Source organism: Streptomyces sp. NPDC059679, assembly GCF_042734105.1.
In the GTDB taxonomy this organism is placed as follows: domain Bacteria; phylum Actinomycetota; class Actinomycetes; order Streptomycetales; family Streptomycetaceae; genus Streptomyces.
Genome location: NZ_JBHWES010000129.1, coordinates 1 through 16290, shown reverse-complemented (window position 1 = coordinate 16290; position 16290 = coordinate 1). Strand labels below are relative to the sequence as shown.

The window sequence follows — 16290 nt, the reverse complement described above, 5'->3', positions numbered from 1 at the left end:
CAACCCCCACCCCCCCGAATGCACCGGAACACGAGCGCCGGCCACAAATCCCCGCCCCCCCCGGGGGGTGGGGGGGCGCGCCCGGGCGGCCGCGCCCCTCTCATGAGCGGTGGCCCGTCAGCCCGCTGTCATGACTGGCGGTCCGTCACACCACCGTCATGAGCGGTGGTTCAGCCCGCCAGGCAGGCCGGGCCCAGCAGCACCTTGAGGTCGCCGAACAGCGCGGGGTCGGCGGTGACCCGGTGCCGGTCGAGCCGGAGCACCGTGGTCTTGCGCGCCCCCTGGAGCTTGATCCGCACCTCGGTGGAGCCACGGTGGTGGGTGAGCACTTCGCCGAGCTTTTCGACCAGGGGCGGGGTGACCTTCACCGTGGGGATGGTGATCGTCACGGGCGCGTTGGCCCCGGCCTCGGACAGGTCGGGGACCATGAGCTCCATGGCGACCAGCCGTGGCACGTCCTCGCGCTTGTCGAGCCGCCCCTTGACGAACACGACGGTGTCCTCGACGAGCTGGGTGGAGACCAGCTGGTAGGTGGCGGGGAAGAACATGCAGTCGATGGAGCCCGCCAGGTCCTCGACGGTGGCGATGGCCCAGGCGTTGCCCTGTTTGGTCATCTTGCGCTGCAGGCCGGAGATGATGCCGCCGATGGTGACGATGGCGCCGTCGGCGTGCTCACCGCCGGTGAGCTGGGCGATGGCGGCGTCGGCCTTGTCGTTGAGGACGTGCTCGATCCCGAAGAGCGGGTGGTCGGAGACGTACAGGCCGAGCATTTCGCGCTCCTGGGCGAGCAGATACGCCTTGTCCCACTCGACGTCGGAGAACTCGACGTCGAGCCCGAAGCCCGGCCCGTCGCCCCCGCCGTCGTCGCCGCCCATGCCGCCGAACAGGTCGAACTGGCCCTCGGCCTCCTTGCGCTTCACCGCGACCACATTGTCGATCATGGTCTCGTAGTGCGCCGTGAGCCCCTTGCGGGTGTGGCCCATCTCGTCGAAGGCGCCGGCCTTGATCAGCGATTCGGTGGTGCGCTTGTTGCAGACGACCGCCTCGACCTTGTCCAGGTAGTCCGGGAAGGAGGAGTACTTCCCCTTCGACTTACGGCCACGGATGATCGCTTCGACCACGTTCGCGCCAACGTTTCGGACCGCGGTGAGACCGAAGAGGATCACATCGTCACCCTGAGCGGCGAAGTTCGCCTCGGACTCATTGACGTTCGGCGTGAGCACCTTGATGCCCATGCGCCGGCACTCGTTGAGATAGATCGCCGACTTGTCCTTGTCGTCGCGCACCGAGGTGAGCAGCGCGGCCATGTACTCGGCGGGGTAGTTGGCCTTCAGATACGCGGTCCAGTAGGTGACCAGGCCGTACGCGGAGGAGTGGGCCTTGTTGAAGGCGTAGCCGGCGAACGGGACCAGCACGTCCCACACCGCCTGGATGGCCGCGTCGGAGTAGCCGCGGTCGCGGCAGCCCTTCTGGAAGGGCACAAACTCCTTGTCGAGGACTTCCTTCTTCTTCTTGCCCATCGCGCGCCGCAGCAGGTCGGCCTGGCCGAGCGAGTAGCCCGCGAGCACCTGGGCGGCCTTCTGCACCTGCTCCTGGTAGACGACCAGGCCGTAGGTGATGCCGAGGACCTCCTTGAGCGGTTCTTCCAGCTCCGGGTGGATCGGGGTGATCTCCTGCTGGGCGTTCTTCCGCAGCGCGTAGTTGATATGCGAGTTCATGCCCATCGGGCCCGGCCGGTACAGGGCCGAGACGGCGGAAATGTCCTCGAAGTTGTCGGGCTTCATCATGCGCAGCAGGGAGCGCATGGGGCCGCCGTCGAACTGGAAGACGCCGAGCGTGTCACCGCGGCACAGCAGCTCGTAGGTCTTGGGGTCGTCCAGCGGCAACTCGAGCAGCTTGAGGTCGACGCCCTTGTTGGCGCGCACCATCTTGACCGCGTCATCCATGATGGTCAGGTTGCGCAGGCCGAGGAAGTCCATCTTCAGCAGGCCGAGCGATTCACAGGTGGGGTAGTCCCACTGGGTCACGACCTGGCCGTCGTTCTTCGGCGAGAAGACCGGGACGTGCTCGGTCACGGTCTCGCTGGACATGATCACGCCCGCGGCGTGCACGCCCATCTGCCGCACCAGGCCCTCGATACCGCGGGCGGTATCGATGACCTTCTTCACATCCGCCTCGTTCTCATACATCCCGCGCACCTCGGCCGCCTCGCTGTAGCGGGGGTGCTTCTCGTCGGTGATGCCGGACAGCGGGATGCCCTTGCCGAGCACATCGGCGGGCATGGCCTTGGTGATCCGGTCGCCCATCGCATACGGGTAACCGAGCACCCGGGCCGAGTCCTTGATCGCGTTCTTGGCCTTGATGGTGCCGTACGTACCGATCTGGGCGACCTTGTCGGCGCCGTATTTCTCAGTGACGTACCGGATCACCTCACCGCGCCTGCGCTCGTCGAAGTCGATGTCGACATCGGGCATGGAGACGCGCTCGGGGTTGAGGAACCGCTCGAAGATCAGGCCGTGGTCGATCGGGTCGAGGTCGGTGATGCCCATCGCGTACGCCACGATCGAACCGGCCGCGGAGCCACGGCCGGGGCCGACCGCGATGCCGTTGTTCTTCGCCCACATGATGAAGTCGGCGACCACGAGGAAGTAGCCCGGGAACCCCATCTGGATGATGACGTCCATCTCGTACTCGGCCTGCTTCTGGCGGTCCTCCGGCACCCCGGCCGGATACCGCCGCTCCATGCCGCGCCGGACCTCCTCCTGGAACCAGGAGACCTCCGTGAAGCCCTCCGGCACGTCGAAGCGCGGCATCAGGTCGCGCTTCTCGAACCAGCCGGTGGTGTCGATCTGCTCGGCGACCAGCAGCGTGTTCCGGCAGCCCTCCTGCCAGGCGTCGGAGGAGTCGATGGCGTACATCTCGTCCGTCGACTTCAGGTAGTAGCCGGAGCCGTCGAAGCGGAAGCGGTCGGGGTCGGAGAGGTTCTTGCCGGTCTGGACGCACAGCAGCGCGTCATGGGCCGCGGACTCGCGGGAGTAGGTGTAGTGCGAGTCGTTGGTGACCAGCGGGGGGATGCCCAGCTTCTTGCCGATCTCCAGCAGGCCGTCGCGGACCCGGTGCTCGATCTCGATGCCGTGGTCCATCAGCTCCAGGAAGTACCGGTCCTTGCCGAAGATGTCCTGGTACTCGGAGGCGGCCTTCAGGGCCTCGTCGAACTGGCCGAGCCGCAGCCGGGTCTGCAGCTCACCGGAAGGGCAGCCGGTGGAGGCGATCAGGCCCTCCGACCACTGGGCGATGGTCTCCTTGTCCATCCGGGGCCACTTGACGAAGTAGCCCTCCATATAGGCGTCCGAGGAGAGCCGGAAGAGGTTGTGCAGACCCGCCTTGTTGGAGGCCCAGATCGTCTTGTGGGTGTAACCACCGGAACCGGAGACGTCGTCCCGCTTCTGGTGCGGCTGGCCCCACTGGACCCGTCGTTTGTAGCGCCGCGACTCGGGGGCGACATACGCCTCGATCCCGATGATCGGCGTGATGCCCGCGCCGGTCGCCTGCTGGTAGAAGTCGTACGCCCCGTGGAGGTTGCCATGGTCGGTCATGGCGATATGCGTCATGCCCATTTCCTGGCAGGCGTTGAACATGTCCTTGAGCCGCGCCGCACCGTCCAGCAGCGAGTACTGGGTGTGGACATGCAGGTGCGTGAAGGGCGGCTTGGTCACGGTGGCAGACCTCCGGCGAACGGTCGATGAAGGGTGTGCGGAACAGCTCCGAAGGTTACCCCTCCGGACTGACAGCGAGTGGGCACCCACGAGTAGCCTCAGGCGTTGGGACGGACGGAACGAGCCGTCCCGTTCGCGATCTTCGTCATGCTCTTTTCTTCACGTACTCACGTACTTTCTCCCGACACCAGGAGGCGCCCCGCGATGCCGACCCAGCAGACCCAGGCGGAACAGCGCGGCGAGCACATCCTCGCCGTCTTCGACACCGCCTTCGGCGAGCTGCTCGCCGCCGACCCGGCCGCCTTCCGCGTCAAGTTCCGCAAGATGGCCGCCTCGGCCTTCGCGTTCTACCGCGGCACGGCCGGCCTGTTCTACGCCGATGTGGAGCAGGAGCGCGAGGGCGGCCCCTACCTGGACGACCGCACGGGCCGGGTGTGGATCCACGGTGACCTCCACGCCGAGAACTTCGGCACCTACATGGACGCCAACGGCCGCCTGATCTTCAACGTCAACGACTTCGACGAGGCGTATGTCGGCCCCTTCACCTGGGACCTCAAGCGCTTCGCCGCCTCCGTCGCGCTGATCGGCTACACCAAGGCGCTCAGCGACGAGAAGATCAGCGAGCTGGTGCGGATCTACGCCGCCGCCTACCGCGAGCGTATCCACGCCCTGGCCACCGGCGCCAAGAACGACGAGGTGCCGCCGTTCACCCTGGAGACCGCCGAGGGCCCGCTGCTGGACGCGCTGCGTGACGCCCGCTCGCTGACCCGTTTCGGGCTGCTCGACTCGATGACCTCGATCCGCGACTTCGAGCGGCGCTTCGCCTCCGGCGGCGGCTCGGTCGAGCTGGACGCGGCGACCCGCTACAAGGTCCTGGCCGCCTTCGACGGCTATCTGGAGACGCTGCCCGAGTCCAGCCTCTCCCGGCCGGACTCCTACCGGGTCAAGGATGTCGTCGGCCGCCGCGGTATCGGCATCGGCAGCGCCGGGCTGCCCTCGTACAACATCCTCCTGGAGGGCAACAGCGACGCCCTCGAGAACGATGTGGTGATCTACATGAAGCAGGCGCAGACCCCGGCGGTCTCCCGGCACATCACGGACGAGCGGGTCCGCTCGTACTTCCACCACGAGGGACACCGCACGGTCATCTCGCAGCGCGCCCTCCAGGCGCACGCCGACCCCTGGCTCGGCTGGACCGAGCTGGACGGCTCGGGGCAGCTGGTCGCCGAGATCTCCCCGTACGCGGTGGACCTCGACTGGTCCGATATCGACGACCCGGCCGAGATCGCGGCGGTCGTCGCCGACCTGGGGCGGGCCACGGCCACCATGCACGCGGCCGCCGACGACCAGAGCGGCCACTCGCTGGTGCCCTTCTCCACCGAGCGGGCCATCGACGCGGTGATCGCGGCGGACGAGGGCGGCTTCGCGGAGCTGCTGGTGGACTTCGCGCACTCCTACGGGGCGCGGGCGCGGGCCGACCACCAGATCTTCGTGGACCTCTTCCGGAACGGGCGCATCCCCGGGCTGTAAGTATCGATATGCGGCTCCGCCGCGTGGATCGATATGCGGCTCCGCCGCGTGGATCGATATGCGGCTCCGCCGCGTGGACCTACTGAGGTAGTGGGCGGGGAGCGATCCCCGCCCACGGTCTTGACGCCGCCCCTACACCCGATCGTGTGACAATCGATCCCTATGGACGGTACGGGACCGCTGCTGAGGGCACTGCGCGCGGCGCTGTTCACAGCGCTGTGCGTCACGCTGTCCTCCGCCGCCCATGTCCTGCTGTCGAGCACCCCGCTGCCGCTGCCGACGGTGGCGGCGCTGTCGGTCGTCGTCTTTGTGATCGCTTACGCCCTGGCGGGCCGGGAGCGCGGCTACTGGAGCATCGCCGCGCTGCTGGTCCCGCTGGAGCTGGCCGCCGACACGGTGTTCACCACCGGCCAGAGCGCCTGTTACGGGCCTTCCGGCGGCCCTGTGGCGGGCTCCCTGCGTGCCCTGGGCATGGACTTCCTGTGTGGCAGCGGCGGGGTCGGCTCCCCCCTGGCCCGGGTCGCCGGGCCGGACGGGGCCGGCGCCCTCACGGCCGCCGTGGGCTCCGCCGCCCCCTGGCTGCTGCTCGCCGCCCATATCGCGATCGGGCTGCTCGCCGCGGCCTGGCTGCGGCGCGGCGAGGCCGCCGTGGCCCGGCTGCTGACCTCGCTGGCCGCCTTGGCCTTCCGGCCGCTGCTGCTGGCCGTCGCGGTGGTCACCGCGGCCTTCGCGCCCCGCCGCCGCTCCTCGCGGCCGATGGGACCCCCGAGTCCGGCCCCGGCACTCCCCCTCCTCGTGCACTCCGTCGTACGGCGTGGTCCGCCGTGCTCGGCCACTGCCTGAGCACAGCGTTTCCCATCACTTTCGTACGACTTCGTACGGACTCGCACAGGTTTGCGCGACTCCATACGACCTTCACACGACGGAGATCGATCCACCATGAGCAACCGCAACAGCCACCAGAACAAGCAGGCCGCACGCGAGCGGCTGCGCGCCGAGCGCGCGCGCCAGGCCAAGAAGGACCGGACGCGCCGCCAGCTGATCGTCGGCGGGGCGGTCGTCGCCATCCTCGGGATAGCGGGCGGCATAGGCTACGGCGTCACCCAGCTGAACAGCGGCGACAACGCCAGCAAGAAGTGGAAGGCCGCCGCCGAGAAGACGGCCCTGGTGAAGCCCGCCCACACCACCGGCCCCCAGGGCACGACCGTGGTCGTCGGCAACAAGAACGCCAAGAACACCCTGCACGTCTACGAGGACATGCGCTGCCCGATCTGTGCGGAGTTCGAGCAGTACACGGGCGCGACCGTGGCGAAGGACATCAAGAACGGCACCTTCAAGGCGCAGTTCACGATGGGCACCTTCCTGGACGACAAGCAGGGCCTCGTCGGGGCCGGTTCCAAGAACGCCCTGAGCGCGCTGGGCGCGGCCCTCAATGTCAGCCCGGACGCGTTCCTGGAGTACAAGTCGGCGCTCTACTCGGCCAAGAACCACCCCACGGAGACCGACGACGCGTTCGCCGGCGACCAGAAGCTGATCGCCATCGCCCAGCAGGTCAAGGCGCTCAAGGGCAACAAGACCTTCGAGAAGGCCGTGACGAACGGCACCTATGACCGGTGGGCGCTGGCCATGTCGAAGACGTTCGACGACACCAAGGACGTGACCGGCACCCCGACGATCAAGCTGAACGGCAAGATCATGACGGTGACCGTCCAGGGGCGGCCGCAGGCCCCCATCACCCCGGACCAGTTCACCCCGCTGATCCAGCAGAACCTCAAGAAGTAGCGCCGAGGGTCACCACTGGGTCGCTTGACCCGGCGACCCAGTGGTGACCGGCCGGCAACGCGCGGGCGAACATGGCGAACTGGCCCTGCCCGCCGGGCCTACCAGCCAGTAGTGTCATCGGCCGTGACCGACCACGCCCCCATATCGCGGCGCACCGCCGTCACGGCCGTTGCCGCCACCGCCGCCCTGCTGCCCCTGGCCGCCCAGGCCACCCCCGCCCGCGCCGCCGACGGCCCGGCCTTTCTGCACGGCGTCGCCTCCGGCGACCCGCTGCCCGACGGCGTCCTGCTGTGGACCCGTCTCACGCCCACGCCCGAGGCGGTGCCCGGTTCGGGGCTCGGCGTGCCGGTGAAGGCCGCGACCTACCCCCTGTCGGCCTCCGCCGCGACCGAGTTCGTGGTCACCTCGGTGACCTCGGACAACCTCGACGACATCCTGCATGTGGCGCCGCATACGATCTCGCTCGCCGCGGTCGCCGCGCTCCGGGCCGCCAACCGCCATGTGAAGTGGATCGACATGGACTCGCACGGCTACGGGGTGCTCGACATCACCTCCGAGCGGGCCCAGATAGACTACTACGCCGTCTCCGACCGCACCGACCCGGCCGCCACCGCCTCCTGGGCGCGCTCCTACCGGGCCCGCTCCGGCACCCAGCGGATCGAGCGCGCCGACGCCCCGGTGCGCTGAGCGGCGGCTACCGCCGCTCAGCCGCCTCCGTGACCTCCGCGAGGAAGCCGAGCGCCACCTTCCAGGTGGCCTCGGCCGCCTCCTCGTCGTAGTCCGGCAGCTCCGGGTCGGTGAACAGGTGCCCGGCCCCCGGATAGCGGTAGATCTCCACGTCCGCCCCGGCCCGCCCCATCCGCAGGTACCACGCGTTCAGCCAGTCGTGCGGCTCGAAGGGGTCCGGGTCCGCGACGTGCAGCTGCACCGGCAGGCCGTCCGCCGTCGCGTCGTCGGCGATGTCCGAGGTGCCGTGCAGAAGCAGCAGCCCGCGGGCCTTCTCGTCGCCCAGCGCGAGATTCTGGGCGATCGACCCGCCGAGCGAGAACCCCGCGTACACCACGCCGCGGTCCGACAGCGGCGCGGCGGCCACCACGGCCCGGCGCAGCAGCTCGTCCTTGCCGATCTCCTCCTTGAGGGCCATGCCGTCCTCGGCGCTGTCGGCCGTCCGCCCCTCGAACAGATCCGGTACGTGCACCTCGTGCCCGGCCGCGCGCAGCCGGTCCGCGGCGGTGTGCACGGCGGGCCGCAGCCCGTACATCGAATGGAGAAGCAGGATCGGGGAACGGGTCACTTCGTCACTTCCTCGTCGCGTGGGAAGGATCAGGATAGGTGTCCATGGAGGACGTACTGCGTCCGCTCGTCGTCATCGGCGGCTCGCTCGCCATCACCCTGCTGATCGGCTGGGCGGTCGACCGGCTGCTGCAACGCACCGACGCCCGCCACGCGGAGACGCCGCTGTGGGGCCTGCTGCGCCGCTGCCGGCTGCCGCTCCAGGTGACGGTCTGCTCGGCGCTGCTGCGGGGCTCGTACGACAAGACGCACGCCCGGGTGGTCCGGGAACACGGGTCGGGCATCGCGCAGCTGCTCGCGCTGGTGCTGATCGCGGCCACGGCGTGGCTCGCGGTGCGGGTCTCGGCGGCGGTGGTGGAGTCCTCGTACCGCCGCTATGCCGCCAGCGCGCACGACCCGGCGCGGGTGCGCCGGGTGCGCACCCAGGTGACGCTCATCCAGCGGGTGGTGACCGCGATCGTCGGGGTGGTCGCGGCGTCGGCGATGCTGCTGACCTTCCCGGCGATGCGTACGGTGGGCACGTCCATGCTGGCCTCCGCCGGGATCCTGGGCATCGTCGCCGGCGTCGCCGCGCAGTCGACGCTGGGCAACCTCTTCGCCGGGCTGCAGATCGCCTTCGGCGACATGGTGCGGATCGGCGACACGGTGGTCGTGGACGGCGAGTGGGGCACGGTCGAGGAGATCACGCTGACCTTTCTGTCCGTGCGGACCTGGGACGAGCGCCGGATCACCATGCCGGTGTCGTACTTCACGGGCAAGCCGTTCGAGAACTGGTCGCGCGGCGGTACGCAGAAGACCGGTGCGGTCGTCTTCCACCTCGACCACTCGGCGCCGGTCGCGGAGATGCGGGTGCGGCTGGGCGAGATCGTGCGCAAGTCCCCGGCGTGGGACGGCCGGGACTGGAGCCTCGCGGTCACGGACACCACGCCGTCCACGATGGTGGTGCGGGCGCTGGTGACGGCGCGGGACGCGGACGACGCGTGGACGGTGCGCTGTGAGGTGCGGGAGCAGATGATCACGTGGCTGGGGGAGCACCATCCGTACGCGCTGCCGCGCATCACCACCGCGACCATCCAGCCACCCCGGCCCGCGGCCGACTCCGAGGAGCGTCTCACCCGCTTCGGCGGCGATCTCCACAAGGACGGCGCACCCCCGCGCCGAAACTAGCTCCGGGGGTCAGATCGCCCTGCGCATGGCGCGGTGGGGGATTCCGCTGCCCTCGTCGAATTCGGGGCCGTACGCCGCGTAGCCGAGGCGCTCGTAGAAGCCGAGGGCGTGGGTCTGGGCCTCCAGGTAGACCTCGGCGAGCCCGCGCCGCAGCGCCTCCGCCTCGACCGCGCGGACGAGGTCCGCGCCGAGGCCAGTGCCGCGGGCGGCCGGGAGGACCGCGAGGCGGCCGAGGACGGCGGTGGTGGCGCCATCGACGCCCGCGTGGCCGTACTTCTTGTCCGCTGCCGCGCCGTGGAGGAAGCGTACGGTGCCCGTCGGGCCCTGGGGGCCGGTGGCGAGGAGGTGGACGGCGTGCGCGTCGTACTCGTCCATCTCCTCCGACTCGGGAATCCGCTGCTCGACGACGAAGACCTCGCGGCGCACCCCGCGGCAGACCTCGAGGGAGCCGGCGCCCACGACCTCGATCCGGTACGTCACGCGCTGTCCGCCCGCACGGTGTCCAGCGCCCGCTGGAGATCGTCCGGGTAGCGGCTCTCGAACTCCACCCAGCCGCCCCCCGGGTGCTCGAAGCCCAGCCGCACGGCGTGCAGCCACTGCCGGGTCAGCCGCAGCCGCTTGGCGAGCGTCGGGTCGGCGCCGTACGTGAGGTCGCCGACGCAGGGGTGGCGGTGGGCCGCCATGTGGACGCGGATCTGGTGGGTGCGGCCCGTCTCCAGCTTGATGTCGAGGAGGCTGGCGGCGCGGAACGCCTCGATGAGGTCGTAGTGGGTGACGCTGGGCTTGCCCTCGGCGGTCACGGCCCATTTGTAGTCGTGCTGCGGATGGCGGCCGATCGGCGCGTCGATGGTGCCGCTGAGCGGGTCGGGGTGGCCCTGGACGAGGGCCTGGTAGCGCTTGTCGACCGTACGCTCGCGGAACTGCTGTTTGAGCAGGGTGTACGCGAGCTCGGACTTGGCGACGACCATCAGGCCGGAGGTGCCGACGTCCAGCCGGTGGACGATCCCCTGGCGCTCGGCGGCCCCGGAGGTCGAGATGCGGAAGCCCGCGGCGGCGAGGCCGCCGATGACGGTGGGCCCGGTCCAGCCGGGGCTGGGGTGAGCGGCGACCCCGACCGGTTTGTCGACCACCACGACGTGCTCGTCGTCGTGCACGATCTCCATGCCCTCGACGGGCTCGGCGACGATCCGTACGGGCGGCGCGGCCTGCGGCATCTCCACCTCGAGCCAGGCACCGCCGGAGACTCGGTCGGACTTGCCCGCGACGCTGCCGTCGACCTGCACCTTGCCCGCGGCGGCGAGCTCCGCCGCCTTGGTCCGAGAAAACCCGAACATGCGTGCGATCGCGGCGTCGACGCGCTCGCCTTCGAGGCCGTCGGGTACGGGGAGCGTGCGGATCTCGGGAATCGTACTCACCCGTCGAGTATGCCGGACCGCACAGCCCGGTTCGTACGCCAGTCCTCGGCCCCCCCGGCCCAGGATCCGGCTCCTGTGGCCTGAAAAGCTCAGTCCTTGTGGACCGTGCCGTCCGGGTCCAGACCGCGGAAGGAAAGGATGACGATCAGGAAGCCACCGCAGACGATCGCCGAGTCGGCGAGGTTGAAGACCGCGAAATGGGCGGGCGCGATGAAGTCGACCACCGCACCCTGCAGCCCGCCCGGCGCGCGGAAGACGCGGTCGGTGAGGTTGCCGAAGGCGCCGCCCAGCAGCAGCCCGAGCGCGATGGCCCAGGGCAGGCTGTAGAGCTTGCGGGCGAGCCGGGCGATCACCACGATGACACCGGCCGCTATCACCGTGAAGACGATGGTCATGGCCTCGCCGAAGCCGAAGGCGGCGCCCCGGTTGCGGATCACCTCGAACTGGAGCCAGGTGCCGATCACCTCGATCGCGTCATGGTGCTCCAGTTTCGCCACCACGAACAGCTTGCTGGCCAGGTCGAGGAGGTAGGCGAACGCGGCGACCGCGAGCAGCACCGCGATGCGCCGCCGCCCGCGCCCCGCCTGTGCCCCGTCGGCACCCGCGACGGCGCCTTCCTCGGCCTTCCCCGCTTCTGGCGTACCGATGGCCTGCTCCGCCTCTGTCACGTAAGTCCCTCAAACATCGTCCGGGCCAGTCTCCCCCTGGCTGAGGACGAGAGTACGGTACTCCCGACGGACGGTCAGCGCCGCTCCTGCCGCTGTTTGCACTCCACGCACAGAGTGGCCCGGGGGAACGCCTGCATCCGGGCCTTGCCGATGGGGTTGCCGCAGTTCTCGCACAGCCCGTACGTCCCGGCGTCCAGCCGCTCCAGGGCGCGCTCGGTCTGCAGCAGCATCTCGCGGGCGTTGCCGGCCAGGGCCAGCTCGTGCTCGCGCGTGATGTTCTTGGTGCCGGTGTCGGCCTGGTCGTCGCCCGCGCCGTCCCCGGAGTCCCGCATCAGACCGGTGATCGCCTGCTCGGACGCGAGGATCTCGGTGCGCAGCCGGCCGGCCTCGGCCAGCAGCTCGGTGCGCGCCTCGGCCACCTCCTGCGCCGACCAGGGCTCCTCACCCGGGCGTACGGCCAGGTCACCGGGGGCCACGGGGCCGGCTCCCACGCGGGCCTTGGGGACCGCGCCGGGCGCATCGGGGGCCTGCTTCGCGGTCGGCGCCCCGCTCGGAGTCTTCTTCGCAACCACTTTCCTGGCTCCCGTCTTCTTCGGGGGCACCGCCTGCTCGGCCGGTGCGGCCTTCTTGGTGGCCTTTTTGGCCGTGGCCTTCGCGACCTCGGCCTTCTTGGTCGTGGCCTTGTCGGCCGCGCCCTTCTTCTCCACCGCGTTCTTCGTGGCCTTCTTGGCCGCCGTGGCGGGCGCTGCCGCCTTCTTCCCGGAAGCGCTCTTCTTGGCGGTCGTGGCCTTCGTCGCCTTCGCCGTGCTCTTCTTCACGGCGGTCTTCCTCGCCACCATGGTCGCGCCCCTTCACATATTGTGATCTTGCACGCGAATCGTTCCGGAACGATAAATCGACTTCAGGCACGCGGCAACGGGGCACGCCGCCCGATTCGCCCGGCTTGCCCGTGGGACAACCCGGTCTCAATCGGTTGTGCCCCACCGTCCGCCCGGTAATCCGGCCATGAATCAGTACCGGGCGGTGACGCCCCGGCCGCGCGGACTCCGGCACCCTGCGTATCGCCATTCGGGTCACCGCCCGGCTCCCCGTACCTCACCCGGCGCAGCCCGTAATCCGGTCGGCCGGGTGGTGCCCGGACCCGTACACTGGGCGAAGCGAAAGGCGTGGAAGGGGACGAGTAGCGTCGTAAGCAGCCATGAGCGACCCGGGGACGGTGCGAGCCCGGGGGCGAGCGCGATGTGAAGGATCACCCCGGAGCCGCCGGAAGAACCCCCGCCCAGGGCCAGTAGAACCGGTGTCGCGACCCCAATGAGGGGGCCAGGAGCCAGCCCAGCGCTCCCGGCCAAGGAGGGTGGTACCGCGGGAGCGCGAGCTCTCGTCCCTCCGACGGAACGCAGACCAGCACGTGTCCGCCGGAGGAAAGATCCGATGACGCAGTACCGCCAGGTGCCCGCCCAGGTCGACCTGCCAGCCCTCGAGCACGCCGTACTCGACTTCTGGCGGGAGAACAAGATCTTCGCCCGGAGCCTCGAGCAGTCCGCGGGGCGGCCCGAGTGGGTCTTCTACGAGGGCCCGCCGACCGCCAACGGCATGCCGGGCGCCCACCACATCGAGGCCCGCGTCTTCAAGGACGTCTTCCCGCGCTTCCGCACCATGCGCGGCTACCACGTCGAGCGCAAGGCGGGCTGGGACTGCCACGGCCTGCCGGTCGAGCTGGCCGTCGAGAAGGAGCTCGGCTTCAGCGGCAAGCAGGACATCGAGGCGTACGGCATCGCCGAGTTCAACGAGAAGTGCCGTGAGTCGGTCAGCCGGCACATCGACGCCTTCGCCGACCTCACCACGCGCATGGGGTACTGGACCGACCTCGACGGCGCGTACTGGACCATGAACCCCGAGTACGTCGAATCGGTGTGGTGGTCACTCAAGGAGATCTTCAACAAGGGGCTGCTGGTCCAGGACCACCGGGTCGCACCCTGGTGTCCGCGCTGCGGCACCGGCCTGTCCGACCACGAGCTGGCGCAGGGCTACGAGACGGTCGTCGACCCGTCGGTCTTCGTCCGCTTCCCGCTGACCTCCGGCCCGCTGGCGGGCGAGGCGGCGCTGCTGGTGTGGACGACCACCCCGTGGACCCTGGTGTCCAACATGGCCGTCGCCGCGCACCCCGATGTGCGCTATGTGGTCGCCACCGACGGCCAGGAGAAACTGGTCGTCGCCGAGCCGCTGCTGGAGAAGGCCCTCGGCGAGGGCTGGACCGCGACCGGGCAGTCCTTCACCGGGGCCGAGATGGAGCGCTGGACCTACCAGCGCCCGTTCTCCCTGGTGGCTGTCGAAGGCGATGCGCACTTCGTGGTCAACGCCGAGTACGTGACCACCGAGGACGGCACCGGCCTGGTCCACCAGGCCCCCGCGTTCGGCGAGGACGACCTGCGCACCTGCAAGGCGTACGGTCTGCCGTACCTCAACCCGATCCGCGCGGACGGCACCTTCGAGGAGGGCGTGGAGCTGGTCGGCGGCCAGTTCTTCAAGAAGGCCGACGAACCGCTGACGGCCGATCTGGACGCCCGCGGCCTGCTGTTCCGGCATGTGCCCTACGAGCACAGCTACCCGCACTGCTGGCGCTGCCACACCGCGCTGCTCTACTACGCGCAGCCGTCCTGGTACATCCGCACCACCGCGGTCAAGGACGCGCTGCTCCGCGAGAACGAGCGGACGAACTGGTTCCCCGAGTCGGTCAAGCACGGCCGCTACGGCGACTGGCTGAACAACAACATCGACTGGGCCCTGTCCCGCAACCGCTACTGGGGCACCCCGCTGCCCATCTGGCGCTGCGCCGAGTCCCACCTCACCTGCGTCGGCTCCCTCGCCGAGCTCTCCGAGCTCACCGGCACCGACCAGACGGGCCTGGACCCGCACCGGCCGTTCATCGACGAGGTGACCTTCACCTGCACCGCCGAGGGCTGCGAACTGGAGGCCGTACGGGTCCCCGAGGTCATCGACGCCTGGTACGACTCGGGCTCGATGCCCTTCGCCCAGTGGGGCTACCCGTACCGCAACAAGGAGATCTTCGAGAAGCGGTACCCGGCGCAGTTCATCTCCGAGGCCATCGACCAGACCCGAGGCTGGTTCTACACCCTGATGGCGGTCGGCACGCTCGTCTTCGACAAGTCGAGCTATGAGAACGTGGTCTGCCTCGGACACATCCTGGCCGAGGACGGCCGGAAGATGTCCAAGCACCTGGGCAACACCCTGGAGCCGATCCCGCTCATGGACCAGCACGGCGCGGACGCCGTCCGCTGGTTCATGGCCGCCGGCGGCTCACCGTGGGCCGCGCGGCGGGTGGGCCACGGCACCATCCAGGAGGTCGTCCGCAAGACGCTGCTCACCTACTGGAACACGGTCGCCTTCCAGGCCCTGTACGCCCGCACCTCGGGCTGGGCGCCGAGCGAGGCCGACCCGGCCCCGGCCGACCGGCCGCTGCTCGACCGCTGGCTGCTGGGCGAGCTGGGCACGCTGACCGAGCAGGTGACGCAGGCCCTGGAGGCGTACGACACCCAGCGCGCCGGCAAGCTGCTGTCGGGCTTCGTCGACGACCTGTCCAACTGGTACGTCCGCCGCTCCCGCCGCCGCTTCTGGCAGGGCGACGCGGCCGCGCTGCGCACGCTGCACGAGGTGATCGAGACGGTCACCCGGCTGCTGGCCCCGCTCGTCCCGTTCATCACCGAGCGGGTCTGGCAGGACCTGATCGTCCCGGTCACCCCGGACGCCCCGGAGTCGGTGCACCTGGCCGGCTGGCCCGAGGCCGACCAGGAGCTGATCGACCCGGCCCTCTCGACCCAGATGACGCTGGTGCGCCGCCTGGTGGAGCTGGGCCGCGCGACCCGCGCCGAATCGGGCGTCAAGACCCGTCAGCCGCTGTCGCGTGCGCTGGTCGCGGCGTCCGGCTTCGAGTCGCTGTCCGCGGAGCTGCGCACGCAGATCGAGGAGGAGCTGAACGTCTCGTCCCTCGCCTCGCTCAGCGAGGTCGGCGGTTCGCTCGTCGACACCACGGCCAAGGCCAACTTCCGCGCGCTGGGCAAGCGTTTCGGCAAGGGCACCCAGCCGGTCGCCAAGGCCGTCGCCGAGGCGGACGCGGCCGCGCTGTCGCTGGCGCTGCGCGAGGGGACGGCGTCGGTGGTGGTGGACGGCGAGACGGTCGCGCTCTCCGCGGACGAGGTGATCATCACCGAGACCCCGCGCGAGGGTTGGTCGGTCGCCTCCGACGCGGGCGCGACGGTGGCCCTCGACCTGGAGATCACCCCGGAGCTGCGGCGCGCGGGGCTCGCCCGCGACGCGATCCGGCTGATCCAGGAGGCCCGTAAGAACAGCGGCTTGGACGTGGCCGACCGGATCGCGCTGCGCTGGGGCGCGGCGGACGAGGAGGTCCGTACGGCGCTGACCGACCACGCGACGCTGATCGCGGACGAGGTCCTGGCGACGGACTTCGCGTCCGGCGACGGTGACTCCGGCTACGGCGAGGAGTTCTCCGACGAGGCCCTGGGCCTGAGGTTCCGTCTCCGCAAGGCGTAACCGCCGCCCGGGGCTCCGCCGCGTGGTGGGGGGCGGAAAGCCCGGCCCCCCCCCCCCCACCCCCCCCCAGGGGGGGCCCCCAAAATTGGGCAACCCACGCGCGGGCACCCCCAGACCCCAGAGCCGCCCCGGGTCAGGGGCACCCAAACG

12 protein-coding genes are annotated in these 16290 nt (G+C 70.0%); 6 read left to right on the top strand and 6 right to left on the bottom strand.

The features are described 5' to 3' along the window. Window positions 1–170: 170 nt before the first annotated feature. Window positions 171–3716, bottom strand: coding sequence for a DNA polymerase III subunit alpha (gene dnaE / locus ACFV2X_RS54130; RefSeq protein WP_385631377.1), 3546 nt, complete (start codon window positions 3714–3716; stop codon window positions 171–173). A gap of 204 nt (window positions 3717–3920) precedes the next feature. Between dnaE and ACFV2X_RS54125 the strand changes: the two genes are divergently transcribed. The 4 genes from ACFV2X_RS54125 (at window position 3921) to ACFV2X_RS54110 (ending at window position 7715) form a co-directional block, all read left to right on the top strand. Further along, complete coding sequence (locus ACFV2X_RS54125) at window positions 3921–5246, top strand: DUF2252 domain-containing protein (protein WP_385631374.1); 1326 nt, start codon at window positions 3921–3923, stop codon at window positions 5244–5246. A 162-nt stretch (window positions 5247–5408) separates the two neighbouring features. Next, window positions 5409–6089, top strand: a complete 681-nt coding sequence (locus ACFV2X_RS54120) for a hypothetical protein (RefSeq protein ID WP_385631371.1) — start codon at window positions 5409–5411, stop codon at window positions 6087–6089. A gap of 96 nt (window positions 6090–6185) precedes the next feature. Continuing rightward, window positions 6186–7028, top strand: coding sequence for a thioredoxin domain-containing protein (locus ACFV2X_RS54115; protein WP_385631369.1), 843 nt, complete (start codon window positions 6186–6188; stop codon window positions 7026–7028). Between the two features lie 111 nt (window positions 7029–7139). Continuing rightward, window positions 7140–7715: a PhoD-like phosphatase N-terminal domain-containing protein gene (locus ACFV2X_RS54110; protein WP_385631367.1), complete on the top strand. Its 576-nt coding sequence runs from the start codon at window positions 7140–7142 to the stop codon at window positions 7713–7715. Window positions 7716–7722: 7 nt separating this feature from the next. On the opposite strand, the gene ACFV2X_RS54105 is transcribed toward ACFV2X_RS54110, so the two are convergent. Further along, window positions 7723–8322, bottom strand: coding sequence for a dienelactone hydrolase family protein (locus ACFV2X_RS54105; protein WP_385631365.1), 600 nt, complete (start codon window positions 8320–8322; stop codon window positions 7723–7725). Between the two features lie 44 nt (window positions 8323–8366). Here ACFV2X_RS54105 and ACFV2X_RS54100 point away from each other — a divergent pair, with 44 nt between their 5' ends. Further along, window positions 8367–9488 carry a mechanosensitive ion channel family protein gene (locus tag ACFV2X_RS54100; protein WP_385631363.1) on the top strand — a complete coding sequence of 374 codons (1122 nt, stop codon included), beginning with the start codon at window positions 8367–8369 and terminating at the stop codon, window positions 9486–9488. 9 nt (window positions 9489–9497) lie between these two features. Here ACFV2X_RS54100 and ACFV2X_RS54095 read toward each other — a convergent pair whose 3' ends face one another. From ACFV2X_RS54095 to ACFV2X_RS54080, 4 genes are all read right to left on the bottom strand, one after another. Then, window positions 9498–9968, bottom strand: a complete 471-nt coding sequence (locus tag ACFV2X_RS54095; protein ID WP_385631361.1) for a GNAT family N-acetyltransferase — start codon at window positions 9966–9968, stop codon at window positions 9498–9500. Beyond that, complete coding sequence (locus ACFV2X_RS54090) at window positions 9965–10903, bottom strand: RluA family pseudouridine synthase (protein ID WP_385631359.1); 939 nt, start codon at window positions 10901–10903, stop codon at window positions 9965–9967. Before ACFV2X_RS54090 ends, ACFV2X_RS54095 begins: the two co-directional genes overlap by 4 nt. A gap of 89 nt (window positions 10904–10992) precedes the next feature. Then, a complete protein-coding gene (gene lspA / locus ACFV2X_RS54085; protein WP_385631357.1) occupies window positions 10993–11571 on the bottom strand; it encodes a signal peptidase II in 579 nt (192 codons plus the stop codon). 74 nt (window positions 11572–11645) lie between these two features. Beyond that, window positions 11646–12410 (bottom strand): TraR/DksA family transcriptional regulator, encoded by a 765-nt coding sequence (locus tag ACFV2X_RS54080; protein ID WP_385631354.1) that lies wholly within the window; start codon window positions 12408–12410, stop codon window positions 11646–11648. Between the two features lie 592 nt (window positions 12411–13002). Between ACFV2X_RS54080 and ileS the strand changes: the two genes are divergently transcribed. Continuing rightward, a complete protein-coding gene (gene ileS, locus ACFV2X_RS54075; RefSeq protein ID WP_385631352.1) occupies window positions 13003–16140 on the top strand; it encodes an isoleucine--tRNA ligase in 3138 nt (1045 codons plus the stop codon). Window positions 16141–16290 lie beyond the last annotated feature (150 nt).

What these genes read in the sequence shown, in the direction of transcription:
- ACFV2X_RS54125 (WP_385631374.1), top strand. Translation starts at nt 3,921, where the DNA reads ATGCCGACCCAGCAGACCCAGGCGGAACAGCGCGGCGAGCACATCCTC.
- ACFV2X_RS54120 (WP_385631371.1), top strand. Translation starts at nt 5,409, where the DNA reads ATGGACGGTACGGGACCGCTGCTGAGGGCACTGCGCGCGGCGCTGTTC.
- ACFV2X_RS54115 (WP_385631369.1), top strand. Translation starts at nt 6,186, where the DNA reads ATGAGCAACCGCAACAGCCACCAGAACAAGCAGGCCGCACGCGAGCGG.
- ACFV2X_RS54100 (WP_385631363.1), top strand. Translation starts at nt 8,367, where the DNA reads ATGGAGGACGTACTGCGTCCGCTCGTCGTCATCGGCGGCTCGCTCGCC.
- ACFV2X_RS54080 (WP_385631354.1), bottom strand. Translation starts at nt 12,410, where the DNA reads ATGGTGGCGAGGAAGACCGCCGTGAAGAAGAGCACGGCGAAGGCGACG.
- ileS (WP_385631352.1), top strand. Translation starts at nt 13,003, where the DNA reads ATGACGCAGTACCGCCAGGTGCCCGCCCAGGTCGACCTGCCAGCCCTC.